This window comes from Pseudomonas sp. SDO5215_S409, from assembly GCF_054071325.1.
In genome coordinates this window covers 45,453-65,750 of sequence record NZ_JBSVWN010000010.1, presented here as the reverse complement: position 1 = coordinate 65,750, position 20,298 = coordinate 45,453, and the positions used below count along the sequence as shown (strand labels likewise).

The following is a 20,298-nucleotide window of genomic DNA, read 5'->3' as shown; positions in this document are numbered from 1 at the left end:
TCAAGGCCACGACTTTACCTAATCGCGCCTACTTAATCCCTATTCCCGCAATGCAAGGTGATACAAAAAGCTCACCTTTATAGGCGCCCTGCACGGTACGCCGGGCAACGATCAGCCACATCAGCACCAGCGCCGCGACCAGCACACAGCCCATGACACTGAAAAAACCCAGGTGCAGCGTGCTCCACAGCTTTAACGTGGCCAGCGCGTACACGCCCAGCGGGAAGGTAAACCCCCACCAACCGAGGTTGAACGGAATGCCGCCGCGCAGGTAACGCAAGGTGATCAACACCGCGATCAGCATCCACCACAGGCCAAACCCCCACAGCGTGATACCGGCCACCAGGCCAATGCCATTGGCGATCTCGCCGATGCCGGGCAGGCCGTTGGCGGCAAAGATCGCGGGCGCATCGCTGCCCAGCAGCAACATGCCCAGTGCACCGGTGCCGATCGGCCCGAGCGCCAGCCAGCTGGAGGCGGCCATATTGGCGTGAGGCAGTTTGTGCAGGGCCATGCGCAGCATCAGGATCGTCAGAATGCTGAACGCCACGGGTAGGGAAAATGCCCACAACACGTAGCTGGTCACCAGCATCACCAGTTGACCGTGGGCATCGGCCAGGTGTGGCGCCAGCAGGCCACCGCTGGCGGCGGCGACTTCGGCGGCCACCACCGGCAGCAGCCAGACGGCTGTCATCTGGTCGATGCTGTGGGCCTGGCGGGTAAACATCATGAATGGGATCAACACACCGCATGCCAGCGCCATGGCCACGTCCAGCCACCACAAGGCTTCGGCCAGCGGCACCACCGCACTCCCCCAACGCGGCAGCCCAAACAGCAGCAAGCCATTGATCAGGGTCGCCAGCCCCATGGGAATGGTGCCGAAAAACATCGACACGGTGGAATGGGCAAAGATCCGCCGCGCCTCGTGAAAAAACATCACCCAACGGGCGGTATATAAAAGGCTGAACAGCACAAACAGGCCAAGAGTGAACCACCAAAGCCCTTCGGCGACGGCACGCGCACCGGGCACGCTGACCGGCAACTGTGCCAGCGCCAACGCCAGCACGCCGGTGCCCATGGTGGCGGCGAACCAATTGGGGGTGAATTGGCGAATCACTTCCCGAGGCCGGGTCAGGTGGCTAAAAGGCTTCAGGCTTTTGGCAGGGGTGTTGGAGCACGTCATGGGTTCATCCTCTTCCTCGCATGAGGTTGAGGCCATGGTAGAACCGAATCGAATATCTATATAACGGGTAATTTCTCTATCTGTTATCTACTTTTCAGATAAAGGCTGTGCCGAGCCCTGCTTTTGCAACGCCATCAACGCACCCAGCGCGAGCACAATCAGTGTTACACCGTAGCCATCGGTGGTGGCAATGAGGCCGAGGCTGCGGGTCAGATTGCCCGCCAGCAGTGACGGCACGCAAAACGCCAGGTAGCAGAGCGCGTAAAAAGCCGACATCAGGCCCGCCCGTTCGTGGGGCAACGCCAGCGGCACCACGCTGCGCAAGGCGCCCAAAAAGCCTGCGCCAAAACCGCTGCCGGCGATCAGCGTCGCGATAAAAAACACCACCAGGCTGGCACTGTGAACCGCCGCCAGAATCAACCCTACGCCCGCCACCAACAGCACCGCTCCGAGCTTGAGCACCTTGTCTGCCGGGCGATTGCGCAGGCTGAAAATCATCCCCGCCCCGCTCACGGTGAGCACGGCGACCAGCCCGCCGCCGATCAGGTTGGAGGTCGAACCCGTGGCCGCCCTGACCAGCGACGGCGCCAGCGACAGGTAAAAACCGCCCATGGCCCATACCGCCACGTCCACCGGCAGGCAAATCCACAACGCGCGGCGCGCCTGGGGCGGTACATGCAGCGTGGGCCACAGCGACGCCAGCGCACCGGGCATGCGGCTGACGGTTTCCGGCAGGTGCCAGACAAACAGCGCCTGCACGGCCATGACGCCCAGCAGCAAACCGTAGACCAGCGTGGTGGGCAACGGGGCAAACTCCACCAACAGGCTGCACCCCATGGCGCCACACGCCATGCCCAACAAGGGCGCCACGCTGTTGATCAGCGGGCCGTGCTGGCGGTCGGTGTCCAGCAGTGCAGCGCCCAGTGCCGCCGTGGCCATGCCGGTGGCGAAGCCTTGCAAGGCACGGGCGGCAATCAGCCAGGCCACGCTGTCCGCCTGGATAAACAACAGCATGGCCAGCATATCCAGGACCAGGGCGGTAAAAATCACCGGCTTGCGCCCCAAATGGTCTGACAACGACCCCACCGTGAGCAGGGCCGCCAGCAAGGTCATGGCGTAGATTCCAAACACCAGGGTCAACATGGCTGCCGAAAAGTGCAGCCCTTCCTGATAAAGGTGATACAACGGCGTCGGCGCGCTGGACGCGGCGAGAAACGTCAGTAAGGTAAGCGCCAGAAACACCCGGCGGGGACGATGAACAGTGACGCTGGACATGGGCTTGCTCCACTAAAGCTAATATTTTGCTTTTGTGGAGTGTGCTACTGCATCGCGCTTAAAGCAAATTCTTTGTGTTAAGGTTTTTCCCATGGCGATAAAAGAAGGGCTCCGCCCGGGGGGCCGCAGTGCCCGGGTACAGGAATCGGTCCACCGCAGCGTGCGCGAATTGCTGGAGAGCCACGAGCGCTCCAGCATTACCGTGCCGATGATTGCCGCGCGTGCTGGCGTCACGCCCTCCACGCTCTATCGTCGCTGGGGCGACTTGACCGCCCTGCTCGCCGACGTCGCGCTGGCCCGCCTGCGGCCCGACAGCGAGCCTGTGAACACCGGCAGCCTGCGGGGCGACCTACGGGCCTGGGGCGAGCAATACCTGGATGAGATGAGTTCCGAGCTGGGCCGCGACATGATGCGCGATGTGCAGCACAGCGGCGGCCCGGGCTATTGCGTAGACATCCTGAGCGGGCAGTTGCAGATCATTCTCGAGCGTTACCGCACCAGCACCCACACGCTGCCCGCCATCGACAGCCTGTTGAACCTGATGGTCGCGCCGGTCGTGTTCCGCAGCCTCTTTTCCCGCACGCCGCTGCCGCTGCAAGAGCTGCACAGGCTGATCGATATCGCCCTGTCGCACTAAACTTGGCGCAAAAAAAGGGAGCACCTGGCTCCCACTTTTTGCTTTTGCGCTCAGCGCTTGATCAGCTACGCATCCCGCGCCCGCTCACCAGCAGCCGCGCACACCCGATGTACAGCACCAGCGTGGCCACCAGCATAAAGGTGATGGCAATGCTGATGCGGATGTCCGACACCCCCAGGATCCCGTAGCGAAACGCGTTGACCATGTGCAACACCGGGTTGGCCAACGACACGGTCTGCCAGAACGGCGGCAGCAAGGTGATCGAGTAGAAGACCCCGCCCAGGTACGTCAACGGCGTCAGCACAAATGTCGGGATGATCGAAATATCATCGAAGTTGCGCGCAAACACCGCGTTGATAAAGCCCAGCAGCGAGAAGATCGTCGCCGTCAGCACCACCACCAACAAGGTGACGCCCAGGTGATGCACCTGCAGGTGGGTAAAGAACAGCGAGAGCAACGTCACGATGATCCCCACCATCAAGCCGCGCAGCACACCGCCCAGGGTGTAGCCGATCAGGATGGTGTGCGGCGACACCGGTGACACCATCAACTCTTCGATGGAGCGCTGGAACTTGCTGCCAAAAAAGCTGGAGACCACGTTGCCGTAGGAGTTGGTGATCACCGACATCATGATCAGCCCCGGCACGATGTACTCCATGTAGGTGAAACCGCCCATGTCGCCGATCTGTCGGCCGATCAGGTTACCGAAGATCACAAAGTACAGGACCATGGTGATCGCTGGCGGCAGCAAGGTTTGCGGCCAGATCCTCGTGAAGCGCTTCACTTCGCGGTAGACGATGGTCTGCAGCGCGACCAGGTTGGGTTGCAGTTCCGAACTCATAACGCCACCTTCGCCAGGTTTTTCTCCACCAGGGACACGAACAACTCCTCAAGGCGATTGGTTTTGTTGCGCAGGCTCAGCACTTCGATGTTCTGGGTGGCCAGTTGGCCGAACAACGCAGTGATGCCCACCGATTTATCCACCTGCACTTCCAGCGTATGGCTGTCCACCAACCGGCTCGGGTAGCCGATCAAGGACGGCGCGACGTTCAGGTTGTTTTTCAGGTCGAGCAGGAAGGTTTCCACATGCAACTGGTTCAGCAAGCTGCGCATGCTGGTGTTTTCGACGATGGTGCCGTGGTCGATGATGCCGATGTTGCGGCACAGCTGCTCGGCTTCTTCCAGGTAGTGCGTGGTCAGGATAATGGTGGTGCCTTGCTCGTTCAGCTCCGTGAGAAAGCTCCACATCGAGCGGCGCAACTCGATGTCCACCCCGGCCGTCGGCTCGTCCAGAATCAGCAGGCGCGGCTCGTGGATCAAGGCCCGGGCGATCATCAGGCGGCGCTTCATGCCACCGGACAACGAACGTGAAGGCACGTCACGCTTGTCCCACAGCCCCAGCTGGGTCAGGTACTTCTCGGCGCGTTCCTTGGCAACTTTTGCCGGGATGCCGTAGTAACCGGCCTGGGTCACGACGATGTCGAAGGTCTTTTCAAACTGGTTGAAATTGAACTCCTGGGGCACCACGCCAATGCTGCGCTTGAGCGCGGCCGGGGATTTGTCCAGGTCGTGGCCGAAGATATTCACGGTGCCCCCGGTCTTGTTGACCAGGGTGGAGAGAATGCCGATGGTGGTGGATTTGCCGGCGCCGTTAGGGCCGAGCAACGCGAAGAAATCACCTTCGCCAACATCCAGATCGATACCACTCAGGGCCTGGAAACCGTTGCCGTAGGTTTTGGTTAGCTGCCGGATAGACAGAGCGGAACTCATATCGGATTACGCACCAAGGAAGAGGAATAGGCTGACAAGATTAGGGCGCATCGCACGAAATACAACCACGACGCATGGCGAGCATGGTGCTTGCCTGCGCCGTACAAGTACAGTCACCCGTATTGATAGTAGGTATTAAGTCAACGCGGTCATGACCGCCTTCTGATACGCCGGGCGCTGCCGCAAACGCTCGTACCAGGCCTCCAGGTTGGGCATGGCAGGCCGCTCGATGGGCATTTCGAACCAGGCATAAATAAAGCTGCCCAGGGGAATGTCGCCAAGGCCGATCTCGTGGCCCGACAGATAAGGCTGATGCGCCAGCGCCTGCTCCACGGTTTGCAGCACCTCGATGCACGCCTGGCGGCCGGCGTGGATGTTGTCCCAGTTCTGGTTTTCCGGCAGCGTACGCAGCACGCCCCAGAACACCGTCTTGAACGGGTCGGCCCAGGTGGACGTGGTCCAGTCCATCCATTTTTCGGCGTTGGCGCGGGCCTGCGGGTCTTGCGGATACCACGGCGTGCCCGGTGCATGCCTGGCACACAGGTAACGCACGATGGTGTTGGACTCCCACAACACAAAGTCACCGTCTTCAATCATCGGCACCCGGCCATTAGGGTTCAGCGCCCGGTATTGGGGGGTGTCCACCACACCAAAGGCGCCGCCTGCGTCGATGGCCTCGTAGGCCAGGCCCAGTTCTTCAGCGCACCAGAGCGCCTTCCTGACATTTGACGAATTTTTACGACCCCAGATTTTCAGCATGACCGCCCCGGCGAAATGAAGATGGTTGGATGAATGCCGGGGCAGCATACGCCGGTTCATCGGCCACGTGCATCAATGCGCGCGCCAGCGCCTGACTGGCCGGTCACGCGGCCCCGGGTCTTTTGTGCCGAACTCCCCCCTTGCCGGGTGGTCACTATCGATGAGGCGGCCGACTCCCGGCACACCCCGTAACACCCCTGTCACCCTGGCTGTTGGCGAGCCGACTAGGCTCTTGGGTGATTTTGGCCCCTGGTTTCATGGAGGATTGAATATGCTGTTGTTGTGGATACTGGTTCTGGTGGTGGGCATTGCCTACCTGGCCCACCGCCGCACCGCGCCGCTGCCCGCCCTGGGCGTGGTCGCCGTCTACCTGTTGGCCATGGGCGCCTTCAGTCATGCACCGGGCGGGTTGCTGCTGGTGTTCTGGGTGCTGATCGCCCTGGTGGCCACCCCGCTGCTGCTCCCGGACCTGCGCCGCAAATACTTCACCGCGCCGCTGTTCAACTGGTTCCAGAAAGTCCTGCCGCCCATGTCCGACACCGAGCGCGACGCCATCGACGCAGGCACCGTCTGGTGGGACGGCGAGCTGTTCAGCGGGCGCCCGGACTGGGACAAGCTCCTGGCCTACCCCAAGGCCCGGTTGACCGAAGAAGAACAAGCCTTCATCGACGGCCCCACCGAAGAGCTGTGCGCCATGGTCAGCGACTGGCACATCGGCCAGGCCATGGACCTGCCGCCCGAGGCCTGGGAACACATCAAGCAACATGGTTTTTTTGCCCTGATCATCCCCAAGGAATTCGGCGGCAAAGGCTTTTCGGCCTACGCCCACTCCCAGGTGGCCATGAAACTGGCGACCCGCAGTGGCGACCTTGCCTCCACCGTGATGGTGCCCAACTCCCTGGGCCCCGCCGAACTGCTGCTGCACTACGGCACCGACGAGCAACGCAACCATTACCTGCCGCGCCTGGCCCGCGGCGATGACATCCCCTGCTTTGCCCTCACCGGCCCCCTGGCGGGCTCCGACGCGGGCGCCATGCCCGACACCGGCGTGATCTGCCAAGGCGAATGGGACGGTAAACCAACCCTCGGTTTGCGCCTTAACTGGGAAAAGCGCTACATCACCCTCGGCCCGGTCGCGACCCTGCTGGGCCTGGCCTTCAAGGCATATGACCCCGACCATCTGCTGGGCGACGAGGAAGACCTGGGCATCAGCCTGGCGCTGATTCCCACCGACACCCCGGGCGTGGACATCGGGCGCCGCCACCTGCCCCTGGGCGCGGCGTTCATGAACGGCCCCAATTCGGGCAAAGACGTGTTCATCCCGCTGGACTTCCTCATCGGCGGCCAGCCGATGCTCGGCAAAGGCTGGATGATGCTGATGAACTGCCTCTCGGTCGGCCGTTCGATTTCCCTCCCGGCGGTCGGCACTGGCGCGGCCAAGTTCACCAGCCTGGTCACCGGCCAATACGCTCAAGTGCGCGAGCAGTTCAACGTACCGCTGGCGGCGTTTGAAGGCATCCAGGAAGCCCTGGCCCGCATCGGCGGCAATGCCTGGTTGATGGACAGCGCACGCATGCTCACCGCCAACGCCGTCGACCTGGGAGAAAAACCCTCGGTGCTGTCGGCGATCCTCAAGTACCACCTCACCGAGCGCGGCCGTGAATGCATCAGCCACGCCATGGACGTGCACGGCGGCAAGGGCATCATCATGGGCCCCAACAACTACCTGGGCCGCAACTGGCAAGGCGCGCCGATCTTCATCACCGTAGAGGGCGCGAACATTCTCTCGCGCAACCTGATGATCTTCGGCCAGGGCGCCATTCGCTGCCACCCGTTCGTACTCAAGGAAATGGCCCTGGCTGGCCGCGAAGACCGTGACCAGGCGCTCAAGGAGTTCGACGGCCTGCTGATGCAGCACATCGGTTTCGCCCTGAGCAACGCCGCCAGCACCCTGGTGCTGAACCTTGGCCTGGGCCACTTTGAAAAAGCCCCCGGCGATCGCCTGAGCCAGGGTTACTTTCGCGCGCTCAACCGCCAGGCGGCGGCCTTCGCCCTGCTGGCAGACCTGAGCATGATGCTGCTGGGCGGTGAGCTCAAGCGCCGCGAACGCCTGTCGGCCCGCCTGGGCGATGTGCTGAGCCACCTGTACCTGGCGTCGGCGGCGCTCAAGCGTTACCACGACTTGGACTCGCCCGAACACCTGCATCCGCTGTTCACCTGGGCCATGGAAGAAAGCCTGGGCCATTCGGAACGTGCGCTGGATGAACTGCTGAGCAACTTCCCCAACAAGGTGCTGGGTGGCCTGCTGCGGGTCATCGTGTTTCCGTTTGGCCGTCGCCACACCGGCCCGTCCGACGCACTGGATGCCGAAGTGGCCCAGGTACTGGGCCGGGCCAAGGGCGACCCGACGCTGGAAGCCGTGCTTGACGGCTGCTACCGCCCGCAGGCAAAAGACGACCCGGTGGGCGCCCTGCAACACGCCTGCGACCTGCTTGCCGCCAGCCATCCCGTGCAGAAAAAACTCCACGAGGGCCTCAAGAGCGGCCAGGTCAAACCTGCGCCAGGCCAGCCGGCCATCGACGCGGCCCTGGACGCAGGCGTGCTGCAACCGGGCGAGGCGCAAGCACTGCGCGACGCCGAAGCGGCGCGGCGCACGGTGATCGACGTGGACGACTTTAGCAAAGAGGAACTGAGTCAGGCCGAAGGTAAAATCCGCTGAGTCCAGCGGTCGTATAAATACGGGCGCGAGGGCTTTATACTCTCGCGCCCGTTTTTGTTCTTGAGGACTTATCCCGTGTCCAACGTCGTTGCCGATCATCTCGTCTTGCTCGACCACCTGCGCAGTATCCTGGTTGCCGTCGGCGAAGCCGAACAGGTGCCCGAGGAAAGCCACGCGCTGTTTCTGGAGCGCTTTGACGAATTGCGGGCGCAATTGCCTGTTGATCCGATCGAAAGCCAGTACCTGGGGCAGGACCTGATGTGCCAGGTGATTCAGCGGTATCCGCAGATCGCCCACCTGGTGCCGCGCGACCTACTGTGGTTCTTTGGCGGTGACTGCCTGCATTACATGCCCGACGAAGAGCTGGACCTGTACCAGGCGCTGGAAGAGCGTCGCTTTGAGGCAGAGCAAAATGACGAGCCGTTCGACTGGAACCAGGAAAAGCAGTTGCTGGCGCTGTCTGATGACCAGTTGAAGCATTGAGGTGAACCCACAGGGTGATCGCAACACCCGCGTGGGTCGTGAACCACGGCCCACGCCCCGCTGAATGAGCACCACACGGATCAAACCACCACCGCCCCCGCCCTGCCCGGCTCCACCACAAACGACTTGAGCGTCGAGACACTGGCATGTGGGTCCCGTGGGTCGGAGATGGCCCGCATCTGGGTCAGCATGCTGTGCTCTTCAAGCACTACCGACACATACCCGCGCTGACGACTGTCGAAAAACCGCACGTGCGGGTTGAGCGGCAGGATCGTCTGAAAGGCCTCGTACGGCGGGCCGTCGGACGTCACCGACGTGCCGACAAACTCAGTCGCGACCACCGGCGAGTCCGGGTCATCGCCACGGGCGTGCAGGTCATTGGCCCAGAACGAATGAATATCGCCGCCCCAGAACACCGGGTTGCTCACGGTGTGGCGGGTGATCGAGGCCAGCATGCGTTCGCGGTTGGCCATGTAGCCGTCCCAGCCATCGGTCCAACGGCCCACTTTATGTTGGGTCAAGTCGCGCTGGGTGAGCGGTGCCACCAGCAAGTCCTGGGCGATCACGTTCCATTGCGCCCGGGACTCGGCAAAGCCCTGGTCCAGCCAGGCTTCCTGCTCCCACCCCAGCATCGTGCGGCGTGGGTCGCGCAGGTCCGCACAGGTATTGGCAGCGATATGCCCCTGGTGGCTGCCGTTGGCCAGGATGCACGGTTGTTCCGAGCGGTATTGCCGACCGTCCAGCACATGGAAACGGGCGAGTCGGCCGTAGTCCACGCGCCGGTAAATGCGCATGTCCGGCCCGCGCGGCAGGCTGCTCGCGCGCAGCGGCATGTGCTCGTAAAACGCCTGATAGGCCGCCGCACGCTGCTTGAGAAAACGCGCCACCGACACCTTCGGGTCCTGGGACCACTGGTTGGCGTAGTCGTTTTGCACCTCGTGGTCGTCCCAAGTCACCACACTGGGGGCCGCGGCGTGCAGGGCTTGCAGGTCGGGGTCGGTCTTATACAGCGCGTAGCGGTTGCGATAGTCCACCAGGCTCTCGGCGTTGGCGCTGCCGTGGGGGCGGATGATCTTGCCCGAGTCGGCGGCGTAGGAGCTGTCGTAGATATAGTCGCCCAGGAAAAACACCAGGTCCGGCTGCTCGGCCGCCAAGTGGCGATAGGCGCTGAAATAGCCGCGTTCCCAATGGGAACACGAGACAAAACCCAGCCTGGCCGACGCCATGGCCTGCACCGCAGGCACAGTGCGCGAATGCCCCACCGGGCTCTGCGCGCCCAGGCTTTCAAATTGATACCAATAGGGCCGTGCGGCCTCGAGCCCGGCCACTTCCACATGCACCGAATGGGCAAACCGCTCGGTCGCCATCACCTCACCCTGGCGCACGATGCGCGTCATGCCCGCATCGCTGGCCACCCGCCAACGCACCGGCACCGCCCGGCTCAAGCCGCCACGCCCATCGGCTGCATTGAACAGCGGCGCAAGGCGCGTCCAAATCACAAAACCATCGGGCAACGGGTCGCCCGAGGCCACGCCAAGCGTGAAGGGATAGTCGATGCCCGCACTGCGCGCAAACGGGCTCAAGATCGAAAACGCGGTGGCCACCGCCAGCCCGCCGAGTACCCGGCGACGGTCCTGATCGACGCGGCTCATGGGCGGTGCTCGCAGGCGCTCACCCGGCCATCCCCTTCATGCAGGCAAGTACCCTGCTGACGCCTGGGCAACGGTGTTAACAGCTGTCGTGAAGTGAATAGATGAGGCAATGAATCTCTCATGCGGGAAGCACTCGCCGGGTAAATTTTCCAAGAATGTACCGGCGTCGTGTCAGTTTCATTACGTCGGAAAATTCCACTCCTGATGGCCTACAAGCCCCGAAATAGAGCCTTAAAACCTTAAATGAACGTTAACCATTCGGTCATTTTCGGTTGCTAGCGTGTCGCCCCTAATCAACGAGGGGTAGCGGAATGAGAACGTGGGACGAACCCAAAAAACGCAAGGCGCATATCGAACTGATCCCAATGATCGACGTGATGATGTTCCTGCTGGTGTTTTTTGTACTCGTGAGCCTGAACGTGATTCCGGCGCTCGGCATGAAGACGCAATTGCCCAGCGCCAGCAGTTCGCAGCAGCTCAAGCCGCAGAACAAATTCATCCTCACGCTGGGGCTCGAAGGCCAGTTGCAACTGGACGGCAAGGACATGACCGTCGACGCCCTGGTGCCTGCGCTCAAGGCGGCGCAAAAGCCGGACACCCGCTCGACCATCATCGTCAACAGCGACAAGGGCGTGGAAGTGTCGCGCCTGGTAGAAGTCATGGACACCCTGCGCCTGGGTGGCTTTACCTCCGTCTCCATCGCCACGCGTAAGTCCTGACCATGTACGTTCTGTTTCGTGCGCGTCGGCTGCTGGGCAGTGTCCCGGCCCTGATCGCCCTGGTGCTGATTGCACTGGGTATCCATTCCCAACCGCTGAAAATCGAACCCACCTATGACGAGTCGGCCGTGGAGCTGGCCCTGGTCGAACCCGAGCCTGAACAGGTGCCCGAACCGGTCGTGGAGCAAGCGCCACCGCCGCCGGTGATCGAGGACGAGGAAGCCGAACCGGCCCCGCCGCCACCACCGCCCAAACCCGTTCCAAAACCCAAGCCCGAGCCCAAGCCAAAACCTGTGCCCAAGCCGACACCGGTGGTGGCCAAGCCCGCGCCCAACCCGGCCCCTGCGGTGGCCAAGCCCGTGCAGGCCCCCCCGGCGCCTGCGCCCACACCGGCGCCGCCCGCGCCACCGCCACCGCCCAAAGTCGATGGCCAGGCCTTGGAGGGGGGTTACCTCAAAGGCTTGCGCAACGAAATGGACAGCTACAAACAGTACCCCACCGGTCGCCAGGCATCCCTCGAACGCCCTACCGGCGATGTCGTGGTGTGGCTGCTGGTCGACCGCCAGGGCCGCGTCCTCGACGCCGGGATCCAGACCCCGGCCCCGAGCATGTTGCTCAACCGGGCAGCCAGCAACAGCCTGCGCCGCATCAAGCAGGTCAAGCCGTTCCCCGAACAAGCCTTCGGTGGACGTAACGAACAACGCTTCACCGCCACCTTCAACTACAGCGTGCAATAAGCACTCACCACCAGGACGACAGTGATGAAGTTCACCCGGATTCATCTGGCACTCGTTGCCGCGACGAGCATGACCCACGGCATGGTCATGGCAGACACCAGCGACAGTGACGTCGGCACCATCGGCGTGCAAGGCAAGGCCACCGCCGGAGGCGGCTACATGGTGGCGGAGGAAAGCGCCAAGGGCCGCTCCACCGTGACCAAAGAAGCGCTGGACAAACAGACGGCGACGGGCAACGCCATCGACAAGCTCAAGTACACCCCGGGCTTGAATATTTCCAGTGAAGACAACACCGGCCTGTCGGGCTTTCGCTTCACCATGCGCGGGATGAACTCCGACCAGATCGGTATGTCGGTGGACGGCATGCCGATCAACGATTCGGGCAACTACGCGCTGTATTCCAACCTGCTGGGCGACCCGGAAAACATCGACCAGATTTTTGTCACCCAAGGCTCCTCCGAAGCCGACGGCCCGCACATCGGCTCCAGCGGCGGCAACATAGGCATCGTGACCATTCGCCCGACCAAGGACGCCGGTGTGTTCGTCAAGCAGGTGGCGGGCGGCAATGCCACCACCAAAACCTTCGCCCGCGTGAACACCGGCGAAATCAACGGCCTGAGCAACTGGCTGTCGGCCTCCCATACCGAAGGCCAGATGTGGCGCGGCTCGGGTGCCGTGCGTGCAGACAAGGTGGAGTGGAACAGCTTCTTCGACGCGGGCAACGGCAACACCGCCAACCTGATCCTCAAGTACCACGAGCAAGACAACAACAGCTACAGCCAGCTGACCAAGGCGCAGTTCCAGCAGTTCGGCCGCAAATTCGACCCGTACCCCGCCACCCCGACCGTGGGCAGCAACGGCAAGTACAACAGCTACTACGACCTGGCGCAGAACCCGTTCCAGACCTTCACCGCCGTGCTCAACACCCAGTACAAACTGTCTGACAACCTGGCCCTGTCCGTGATCCCGTATTACTACTGGGGCAACGGCAGCGGCGTGGGCTCATCGAGCTATGCGCTCAACCGCGGCTCGAACCAGGGCGGCGTGTTCGACCTGGGCAACCTGCCGACCGCCGCCCAGTACAACGCCGACGGCACCCCGAACAACGGCGTCTACTACCGCCCTTCGCGCACCCAGACCTGGCGTCCGGGCATCACCACCAAACTGAACTGGGACCTGGGCGACCACAGCCTGCAATTCGGCTACTGGTACGAGCGTGCGCGCCAGAGCCAGACCCAACCCTTCATCGCCCTCAAGAGCGACGGCAAGCCCACCGACACCTGGCCTGATGGCAGCGCGGTGGTCGACGCCAACGGCAACACCGTACAGGGCCGCGACCGCTACACCGTGACCCCGGCCCAAAAGGTCTGGGCCCAGGACACCTGGTACATCAACCCCGACTGGACCGTGGTGGCGGGCCTGGCGTACATGAACGTCGAGCGTGAAGGCACCAACCACGGCAGCCTCACCGAACAACCCGGCAAGGCCAGCAAGACCTATAACAAACTGCTGCCCAACGCGAGCGTGAAATACCAGCTCGACGACACCGACCAACTCTTCTACAACCTGACCCGCAACATGCGCGTGCCGCAAAACTACGTGCTCTATGACAAAGGCGTCGGCTCCCTGGACGCCAAGCCGGAAACCAGCTGGGACCAGGAACTGGGCTGGCGCTACACCACCCAGGACATGACCCTGGCCGCCACCCTGTTCTACATGCAATTCAAGAACCGCCAGGTGTCGTCGCTCGACAGCAACGGCGACTCCGCCGACTTCAACGCAGGCTCCGTCACCAACAAAGGCCTGGAGCTGGAATGGAGCGGCTTGCTGCCCAACCACTTCAACTACTACACCTCCTACACCTACACCAAGGCCGAGCAGCAGGACGACCTGACCGTCTACAACGCGGGCAAAGCTGTGGTGCTGCCCACCGAAGGCAAGCAGTTCGCCAACGTGCCGACCAACATGCTGGCGGCCAACATCGGCTATGACGACGGGCGCTTCTACGGCACCTTCGGCGGCAAGTACACCAGCAAGCTCTACGGCGACCTGACCAACGACGAGTCCATTTCCGGGCGCACCGTGTTCAACCTCGGCGCCGGTATCTACCTGCCCGTGGACAAGAAAGTGGTCAAGAGCGCGACCCTGCGCCTGAACGTCGACAACCTGTTCGACAAAAAATACCTGGACGGCGTTTACACCACCAAGACCACCTCGGCGACCTACAGCGGCTTTCGCGATGGCAGCCCCAGCTACATCGTGGGCCTGGACCGCACCGTGACCGTTTCCCTGGAAGCCAATTTCTGATTTTCACCCTGAGAGGTCATGCGACATGGACATGAACACGCTCCACCAGATCACGTTTTATGTGATGTATGCGGCCATGGCGATCGCGATTTTCATCGCCATCGAGCGCGGCATCTATTTCGCCTACGTACGCCGCCAGGCACGCGCCCTCATCGACGCCCTGGGCAGCCAGGTGCACAGCGAGCGCGACCTGCCCCAGGCCCTGACCCGCCGTGACGGCCTGGCGCTGAACATGGCGCAGGCGATCCTGACGCAAAAGGCCTCCAACGGCTCGCGCAAAGAGCTCGATGACGAGATCGAAACCCAGTACCTCAAGTCCCGCGCACCGCTGGCCCGCAGCCTGTGGATCATCGAAACCATCACCACCGCCGCCCCGTTGCTGGGCCTTCTGGGCACCATCCTGGGCATCATCGACACCTTCAAGGCGCTGGCCAGTGCCGGGGTGTCGGACCCTGGGCAGATTTCCGCCGGTATCGGCACGGCCCTGTTCGCCACAGGCCTGGGGATTGCCATCGCGCTGTTCTGCGTGGTGTTCCACAACTTCTTCCAGGACAGCCTGGAGCGCATCAACGACCAGCTGAAAATCCTGCTGATCCGCGCCGCCAGTGGCGCCCGCCTCCAGGGTGAAGTCCCGCACCGGGCCCCCACCCCGCTGCACAGCCGTACGGCATGACCCCACGCAGGCAAGCCCGTTCCAGCCGTTGAACGGGCTCACCGCTCGCAACCGGGTGGGGTTGGGCTTGCCCGTGGTGGTCACCGATTCTTCTTTGCTGACGAGACGCCCATGCCCCTATCGTTGAGATTCCCACGTGCAGGCCTTGCCCTGTGCAGCGCAGGCCTCGCCAGCCTGCTGGTCAGTCCGCTGGTTCAGGCGGACTTTTCAATCCCGGGGTTTGAACTGGTGCACACCGTGCCGGTAGACACCGACCTCGCCACCGCCGATTTGCGCCAGCCGGGCCCGGTGTGGATCAACCTGTTTGACAGCGCCCGACAGCGCATCGACATCGGCCAGTTCTACGCCGCCGACCATCCAGGCTCGGTGATGGACACGGTGATCGAACACCTGGAAGCCGCTGGTAAACGCGGTGTGAAGATCCGCTTTCTGCTGGAAGAAAAAGGCCTGAAGCTGTCGGACGCCGCCACCCTGGACCGCCTGCGCGCCATCCCCAACCTGACGTTTCGCGTGCTGCCCTACGCCAAGCTGAGCGGCGGGATCATCCACGCCAAATACATGGTGGTCGATGGCAAGCAGGCCTTCATCGGCAGCCAGAACTTCGACTGGCGCTCACTGGAACACATCCACGAAACCGGCCTGCTGATCCATGACGCCACCGTCGTGGCCCAGACCCAGGCGATCTTTGAACAAGACTGGCAAGCCCAGGCCGCGCTGGCCGCTGGCAAACCCGTGCCCCTGCCCGCCGCTGGCAACCCGCCGCCGCGCAGCGGCAATTACCTGGTGGCCAGCCCGCAACGCTACAACCCGCCGGGGGTGGGCGACTCGCAGCAGGAACTGCCACGCCTGCTGGGGGAGGCCAAACAGGAAATCCGCGTGCAATTGCTCGACTATGCGCCGCTGTCCTACGGGCCGGACCACACCCGGCCGTACTACGCGGTGATCGACAACGCCGTGCGTGCGGCGGCGGCGCGTGGGGTGTCGGTGAAGTTGATGGTGTCGCACTGGAACACCGAGGCGTTGGAGCTGCCTTACCTCAAAAGCCTGGCCGTGCTGCCCAACGTCCAGGTCAAAATCGTGACCCTGCCGCCGGCCAAATCGGGGTTTATCCCCTACGCCCGGGTCATCCACAGCAAGACCCTGGAGATCGACGGCCAAGTGGCCTGGGTGGGCACCAGCAATTGGCTGGGCGGCTACCTGGACAACTCGCGCAACCTGGAAGTGGTGATGCGCGACGCCGCCATGGCCCAGCGCGTCAAAGCCCTGCACCAACAGCTGTGGGACGGACCTTACGCCAAGGCACTCGACGTGACGGGGGACTACCCGCCACCGCACCCGGGCACGCCGTGACGTTTCCGACCTGATGGGTTAAACACAGCAGCGCCGCCCCGCCGCGGGTGGCACTGTTGAAGTATTGCCCTCTCACACAAACTTCCCCGCACGCCACGAATAAGTCAGTGCGACACACAGGAACGGCCCGTTGTTTAAAGTCCGACAACACAGACTAAACAGCACAAAAAAATCTTATAGCCAGTTGCAATAACGCAAATAACAAATCCCAATAAAGTTAGCCATTCAACTTGTTGAGAATGACTCCACTTAAAAATCCATCCAGCCCACTACAATCACAACCCCCTGTAATCAAACATAAAAACACTAATCAGCCGTTCTACCTACCCGTCATCAAACGCCCTTTTAAAACTTCAATTCCCAACAAACTTGCAAAACAACCACAACCGTCTAGTTTCATGACAGTCTTAGCCGGTCGCCTCTAACACCCGCCTTTCGGGCCGGAGCCCCCGTGCCTGAACACCCCTAAGACGCTGTGCTTAGTTACTGAAACGGAACTCAGTCATAACACTCAAAAAGGGATGCTTGATGAAGCGCAGCCGGTGGTTTCGTGCGTTTTCGAAAACAGGCCCAGCCGAATACTTCTGGCTGTCACTGGTGTGTTTTTCGGCCCTGGTGGTCGCCAGTTTCCTGTTGTTTGAACAACAGATTCAGGACGTCCTCGCCTACCTCACCCTGTACCTGCCTGAAACGCCCGCGCAAAAACTCAACGTGGCGCTGTTGCTGATCGCCCTGTTGGCGCTCGACGTGATGCTGCCGGTGCCTTCCAGCATGGTCGCGTTGCTGGCGGTGGCGATGCTGGGCAGCCTGGGCGGCTACCTGGTGATTTTCATCGGCCTGTGCCTGGGCGCCAGGTTGGGGTATGCGTTGGGGGCGGGCTATTTTCGGCTGCTGTCCGGGCGCCTTGGCCTGCACCAGCGCCAAGCGGGGCAATGGGCCTACCGCTTGAACACCCTGTCGCTGGTCTGCCTGCGCGGCGTGCCGGTGCTGGCGGAAACCTCGGTGGTGGCAGCGGGCATGCAACGCTACCCGCTGCGCGCGTTCTTGCTGGTCACCACGCTGGCCAACGCGGGCCTGGCGCTGGTCTACAGTGCGATCGGCAGCTGGCTGGTGGCAGAAAACGCCCTGCTGGTGACACTGCTTGCAAGCATGGTGCTGCCCGGGGTGTTTATCGCAGGTGTCAGCCTGTTCAAAACCCTGCGCGGCCACCGCGCCGACCAACCCCTGCGCGGGCGCTTTCAGGTCCGCTATGACTACCCCGTGGTGTTTACCGACCACCTGTTCGACCCGCTCAACCCCTGCCTGCACCACCAGCTCACCGCCCAGCACAATGGCCGGGTGACGGTACTGGTGTTTGCCGACGAGCAACTGCTGCACAGCGCGCCGCACTTGGCAGAACAGGTCAACGCCTACTTCGCCGCGTTTGCCGCAGACCTGCAGTTGCTGGCCGCGCCCATCGCGGTGCCCGCCGGGGAGCTGAGCAAAGACGCCAACGTGTTGCAACGGCTCTACGCCGACATGCTGCAGCACGGGCTCGACCGGCACTGCTACGTGCTGGCCCTGGGCGGCGGCGCGGTGCTGGATGCGGTGGGCTACGCCTGCGCCACGTTTCACCGCGGCATTCGCCTGATCCGTCTGCCCAGCACCGTGCTGGCGCAGAACGACGCGGGCATCGGCGTGAAAAACGGCATCAACGCCTTCGGCCAGAAAAACCTGCTGGGCGCCTTTTACCCCGCCACCGCGGTCATCAACGACTTCCAGTTGTTGACCCACCTGAGCCACCGCGACCAGATCGCCGGGCTCGCCGAGGCGGTCAAAGTGGCGTTGATCAAAGACCAGGCCTTTTTCCAATGGATGGAGCAGCAGGCCGACGCCCTCGCCTGCTTCGATCACCCGGCCAGCCGCTACGCCATCCGCCGCTGCGCCGAGCTGCACCTGGCCCACATCACAGGGGCGGGCGACCCGTTCGAGCGCGGCAACGGCCGCCCGCTGGATTACGGCCACTGGGCCGCGCACAAACTGGAAAACCTCAGCCACCACCGCTTGCGCCATGGTGAAGCCGTGGCAGTGGGCATAGCCCTCGACGGCCTCTACGCCAACGGGCTGGGCCTGTTGAGCGATGGCGACACCGAGCGCGTCCTGGGTCTGTTGACCCGGCTGGGTTTCAACCTGTGCCCGCCGGAGCTGGGTCTTAAAGACGCACACGGCCGCTCACAGGTATTGCAGGGCCTGGAGGAGTTCCGCCAGCACCTGGGCGGGCAGCTTTCCATCCCCCTGCTCAACCGGATCGGCGAGTCGGTGGACCTGCATGAAATCGACACGGCCGGCATGGAGCAAGCGCTCGCACGGCTGTCTGGCCGCGCCGCCCCGGCCCTGGCCTTGAGTGAAGGTTGCGCATCATGAACCCACCACCAGGCACCCTGAAAACCTGGCTGACCCTGGGCCGGGTGTCCAACCTGCCCACCGTGTGGACCAACACCCTGGCCGCCGCGTTGCTCGCCAGCAGTGCCGGGGCGCTGGCGCCGCCGTCGTCGCTGGTGTGGGGGTTGTTGCTGTGTGCGCTGTCGCTGTTGTACCTGGCCGGTATGTTGCTCAACGACCTGCTGGACGCCGACTGGGACCGGCAACACCACAACCCGCGGCCCATCACCCTGGGCCTGGTGAGCCGCCAGCAAGTGGGCCTGGCCACGCTGCTGTTACTGGCCCTGGCCTGCGCAGCCGTGCTGGGCCTGAGCCGCGTGATCGACCAGCCGCACTGGCTGCTGGCGGGCGCGGTCCTGCTGACCGGCTGCATCGTCTGCTACAACCTGCTGCACAAAAAATACGCCCACAGCGTGTGGCTGATGGGCGCGTGCCGCTCGGCGCTGTACCTCACCGCCGCCGCCAGCCTGGCGGTGCCTGCGCAACCGATCTGGCTGTGCGCGGTGCTGCTGGGCGTGTACATCAGCGGCCTCACCTACCTGGCACGCCAGGAACAACGCAACCACGTGCTCAGCCGCGTGCCGTTGCTGCTGATGCTGAGCCCGCTGGCGCTGACCTTTTATGCCACCGGCGTGTGGTTCTGGCCGGTGCTGTTGCTGTGGCTCGCTTGGCTGGGCTGGCACTACTGGCGTCACCTGGCCGACCCGCGCCATCGCCAGGTACGCGCCTTTATCGGCGCAGGCCTGGCGGCGCTGCCGCTGTTCGATGCCCTGGTGCTGGCGGTGGCCGATCAGCCGCTGGGCAGCCTGGTGTGCGTCAGCGTGTTTTTCCTGCTTCCCCACTTTCAACGCTGGATCAAACCCACATGAACACGGACGTCACTGCCGCGCCATCGACGGCGCTCCAGCTGCGTCACGACTGCCTCGTGGCGCAGCATCAGGCCCTCATCCACTCACTGGACAACCACACCCTCATCTGGTGGCGCCAGGCCCAGGAACACCTGGCCGCGCAGCCCGACGCCACCACCGCCGCGCGGTTGAGCGCCCAGTGCGCGCGCCACCTGCCCGCCGAGCACCTGCCGTCGGCGCGGGCGCTGCTGCTGGCCCAGACCGTGGAGCACAGCCCGGCCGCTGCCCAGGCGCCGTTGCTGCGCCAACTGTTTTTGTGGGGTGACGACCAAGAGAAAATCGCCCTGCTCAGCGCCCTCGACACACTCGACAGCACCGGGTTGTGCGTGGAGCTGGCCTTGCAGGCCGGGCGCACCAGCAACAGCCACGTGTTCGCCGCACTCGCCCTGCACACCGATTACCCCGCCCGGCATTACCCCGAGCGGGCGTTCCACCAACTCGTGCTCAAGGCCCTGGGCATGGGCCTGGACATCCGGCACCTGCGGGGCCTGGCGCAGCGTCACAGCGTGGCCCTCAACCAACTGGCCCTGGACCTGCTGGACGAACAGCTCGCCGCCCACCGGCCAGTGTCTGCCGGGCTGCCCTGCGCCATCGCCTTTCGCCTGCTGAGCCCTGCGCAAACGCTGCGCCTGCTCGGCCTCAACCGCAAGCAACGCCTGCCGCCGGAATGGCACGCGCCTCTGACCGACACCTGAGCGCAGCGCG

At 63.2% G+C, this 20,298-nt stretch carries 17 protein-coding genes; 11 read left to right on the top strand and 6 right to left on the bottom strand.

The features are described 5' to 3' along the window. Positions 1 to 28: 28 nt before the first annotated feature. Positions 29 to 1,183: a TDT family transporter gene (locus ACW9H9_RS08070; RefSeq protein ID WP_457342640.1), complete on the bottom strand. Its 1,155-nt coding sequence runs from the start codon at positions 1,181 to 1,183 to the stop codon at positions 29 to 31. 87 nt (positions 1,184 to 1,270) lie between these two features. Further along, positions 1,271 to 2,458 carry an MFS transporter gene (locus tag ACW9H9_RS08065; RefSeq protein WP_457342641.1) on the bottom strand — a complete coding sequence of 396 codons (1,188 nt, stop codon included), beginning with the start codon at positions 2,456 to 2,458 and terminating at the stop codon, positions 1,271 to 1,273. Between the two features lie 91 nt (positions 2,459 to 2,549). On the opposite strand from ACW9H9_RS08065, the gene ACW9H9_RS08060 reads away from it, so the two are divergent. Further along, the gene (locus ACW9H9_RS08060) at positions 2,550 to 3,095 is read left to right on the top strand and encodes a TetR/AcrR family transcriptional regulator (protein WP_457342642.1); all 546 of its coding nucleotides are present in this window, start codon (positions 2,550 to 2,552) and stop codon (positions 3,093 to 3,095) included. A 61-nt stretch (positions 3,096 to 3,156) separates the two neighbouring features. On the opposite strand, the gene ACW9H9_RS08055 is transcribed toward ACW9H9_RS08060, so the two are convergent. The 3 genes from ACW9H9_RS08055 to ACW9H9_RS08045 all read right to left on the bottom strand — a co-directional run bounded on the left by ACW9H9_RS08055 (position 3,157) and on the right by ACW9H9_RS08045 (position 5,624). Next, positions 3,157 to 3,936, bottom strand: coding sequence for an ABC transporter permease (locus ACW9H9_RS08055; protein ID WP_457342643.1), 780 nt, complete (start codon positions 3,934 to 3,936; stop codon positions 3,157 to 3,159). Then, positions 3,933 to 4,865 carry an ABC transporter ATP-binding protein gene (locus ACW9H9_RS08050; protein ID WP_457342644.1) on the bottom strand — a complete coding sequence of 311 codons (933 nt, stop codon included), beginning with the start codon at positions 4,863 to 4,865 and terminating at the stop codon, positions 3,933 to 3,935. Before ACW9H9_RS08050 ends, ACW9H9_RS08055 begins: the two co-directional genes overlap by 4 nt. Before the next feature lie 135 nt (positions 4,866 to 5,000). Further along, on the bottom strand, positions 5,001 to 5,624 hold the full coding sequence (locus tag ACW9H9_RS08045; RefSeq protein ID WP_457342645.1) for a glutathione S-transferase family protein: 624 nt from the start codon (positions 5,622 to 5,624) through the stop codon (positions 5,001 to 5,003). A gap of 271 nt (positions 5,625 to 5,895) precedes the next feature. On the opposite strand from ACW9H9_RS08045, the gene ACW9H9_RS08040 reads away from it, so the two are divergent. Both ACW9H9_RS08040 and ACW9H9_RS08035 read left to right on the top strand, forming a co-directional pair. Beyond that, positions 5,896 to 8,343 carry an acyl-CoA dehydrogenase gene (locus ACW9H9_RS08040; protein WP_457342646.1) on the top strand — a complete coding sequence of 816 codons (2,448 nt, stop codon included), beginning with the start codon at positions 5,896 to 5,898 and terminating at the stop codon, positions 8,341 to 8,343. Between the two features lie 75 nt (positions 8,344 to 8,418). After that, entirely contained in the window at positions 8,419 to 8,826 is a 408-nt protein-coding gene (locus ACW9H9_RS08035) for a PA2817 family protein (RefSeq protein WP_457342647.1), read from the top strand. Positions 8,827 to 8,906: 80 nt separating this feature from the next. Here the strand turns inward: ACW9H9_RS08035 and ACW9H9_RS08030 are convergent, their stop codons facing one another. Continuing rightward, complete coding sequence (locus tag ACW9H9_RS08030) at positions 8,907 to 10,478, bottom strand: alkaline phosphatase D family protein (protein WP_457342648.1); 1,572 nt, start codon at positions 10,476 to 10,478, stop codon at positions 8,907 to 8,909. 311 nt (positions 10,479 to 10,789) lie between these two features. Here ACW9H9_RS08030 and ACW9H9_RS08025 point away from each other — a divergent pair, with 311 nt between their 5' ends. From ACW9H9_RS08025 to ACW9H9_RS07990, 8 genes are all read left to right on the top strand, one after another. After that, positions 10,790 to 11,197 (top strand): ExbD/TolR family protein, encoded by a 408-nt coding sequence (locus ACW9H9_RS08025; RefSeq protein ID WP_457342649.1) that lies wholly within the window; start codon positions 10,790 to 10,792, stop codon positions 11,195 to 11,197. Positions 11,198 to 11,199: 2 nt separating this feature from the next. Then, complete coding sequence (locus tag ACW9H9_RS08020) at positions 11,200 to 11,934, top strand: energy transducer TonB family protein (protein ID WP_457342650.1); 735 nt, start codon at positions 11,200 to 11,202, stop codon at positions 11,932 to 11,934. A gap of 24 nt (positions 11,935 to 11,958) precedes the next feature. Next, positions 11,959 to 14,241, top strand: coding sequence for a TonB-dependent receptor family protein (locus ACW9H9_RS08015; protein ID WP_457342651.1), 2,283 nt, complete (start codon positions 11,959 to 11,961; stop codon positions 14,239 to 14,241). 25 nt (positions 14,242 to 14,266) lie between these two features. Then, entirely contained in the window at positions 14,267 to 14,914 is a 648-nt protein-coding gene (locus ACW9H9_RS08010) for a MotA/TolQ/ExbB proton channel family protein (protein WP_457342652.1), read from the top strand. Between the two features lie 111 nt (positions 14,915 to 15,025). Beyond that, a complete protein-coding gene (locus tag ACW9H9_RS08005; RefSeq protein WP_457342653.1) occupies positions 15,026 to 16,264 on the top strand; it encodes a phospholipase D-like domain-containing protein in 1,239 nt (412 codons plus the stop codon). 528 nt (positions 16,265 to 16,792) lie between these two features. Continuing rightward, positions 16,793 to 18,667 (top strand): 3-dehydroquinate synthase, encoded by a 1,875-nt coding sequence (locus tag ACW9H9_RS08000; RefSeq protein WP_457342654.1) that lies wholly within the window; start codon positions 16,793 to 16,795, stop codon positions 18,665 to 18,667. Then, positions 18,664 to 19,554: a UbiA family prenyltransferase gene (locus ACW9H9_RS07995; RefSeq protein ID WP_457342655.1), complete on the top strand. Its 891-nt coding sequence runs from the start codon at positions 18,664 to 18,666 to the stop codon at positions 19,552 to 19,554. Before ACW9H9_RS08000 ends, ACW9H9_RS07995 begins: the two co-directional genes overlap by 4 nt. Further along, on the top strand, positions 19,551 to 20,288 hold the full coding sequence (locus ACW9H9_RS07990) for an EboA domain-containing protein (protein WP_457342656.1): 738 nt from the start codon (positions 19,551 to 19,553) through the stop codon (positions 20,286 to 20,288). Before ACW9H9_RS07995 ends, ACW9H9_RS07990 begins: the two co-directional genes overlap by 4 nt. The last annotated feature ends 10 nt before the right edge of the window (positions 20,289 to 20,298 follow it).

Excerpts from the sequence above, each read along its gene's own strand:
- ACW9H9_RS08065 (WP_457342641.1), bottom strand. The coding sequence starts at position 2,458 with ATGTCCAGCGTCACTGTTCATCGTCCCCGCCGGGTGTTTCTGGCGCTT.
- ACW9H9_RS08070 (WP_457342640.1), bottom strand. The coding sequence starts at position 1,183 with ATGACGTGCTCCAACACCCCTGCCAAAAGCCTGAAGCCTTTTAGCCAC.
- ACW9H9_RS08025 (WP_457342649.1), top strand. The coding sequence starts at position 10,790 with ATGAGAACGTGGGACGAACCCAAAAAACGCAAGGCGCATATCGAACTG.
- ACW9H9_RS08055 (WP_457342643.1), bottom strand. The coding sequence starts at position 3,936 with ATGAGTTCGGAACTGCAACCCAACCTGGTCGCGCTGCAGACCATCGTC.
- ACW9H9_RS07990 (WP_457342656.1), top strand. The coding sequence starts at position 19,551 with ATGAACACGGACGTCACTGCCGCGCCATCGACGGCGCTCCAGCTGCGT.
- ACW9H9_RS07995 (WP_457342655.1), top strand. The coding sequence starts at position 18,664 with ATGAACCCACCACCAGGCACCCTGAAAACCTGGCTGACCCTGGGCCGG.
- ACW9H9_RS08005 (WP_457342653.1), top strand. The coding sequence starts at position 15,026 with ATGCCCCTATCGTTGAGATTCCCACGTGCAGGCCTTGCCCTGTGCAGC.
- ACW9H9_RS08015 (WP_457342651.1), top strand. The coding sequence starts at position 11,959 with ATGAAGTTCACCCGGATTCATCTGGCACTCGTTGCCGCGACGAGCATG.
- ACW9H9_RS08040 (WP_457342646.1), top strand. The coding sequence starts at position 5,896 with ATGCTGTTGTTGTGGATACTGGTTCTGGTGGTGGGCATTGCCTACCTG.
- ACW9H9_RS08020 (WP_457342650.1), top strand. The coding sequence starts at position 11,200 with ATGTACGTTCTGTTTCGTGCGCGTCGGCTGCTGGGCAGTGTCCCGGCC.
- ACW9H9_RS08060 (WP_457342642.1), top strand. The coding sequence starts at position 2,550 with ATGGCGATAAAAGAAGGGCTCCGCCCGGGGGGCCGCAGTGCCCGGGTA.
- ACW9H9_RS08050 (WP_457342644.1), bottom strand. The coding sequence starts at position 4,865 with ATGAGTTCCGCTCTGTCTATCCGGCAGCTAACCAAAACCTACGGCAAC.
- ACW9H9_RS08030 (WP_457342648.1), bottom strand. The coding sequence starts at position 10,478 with ATGAGCCGCGTCGATCAGGACCGTCGCCGGGTACTCGGCGGGCTGGCG.
- ACW9H9_RS08000 (WP_457342654.1), top strand. The coding sequence starts at position 16,793 with ATGAAGCGCAGCCGGTGGTTTCGTGCGTTTTCGAAAACAGGCCCAGCC.
- ACW9H9_RS08045 (WP_457342645.1), bottom strand. The coding sequence starts at position 5,624 with ATGCTGAAAATCTGGGGTCGTAAAAATTCGTCAAATGTCAGGAAGGCG.
- ACW9H9_RS08010 (WP_457342652.1), top strand. The coding sequence starts at position 14,267 with ATGGACATGAACACGCTCCACCAGATCACGTTTTATGTGATGTATGCG.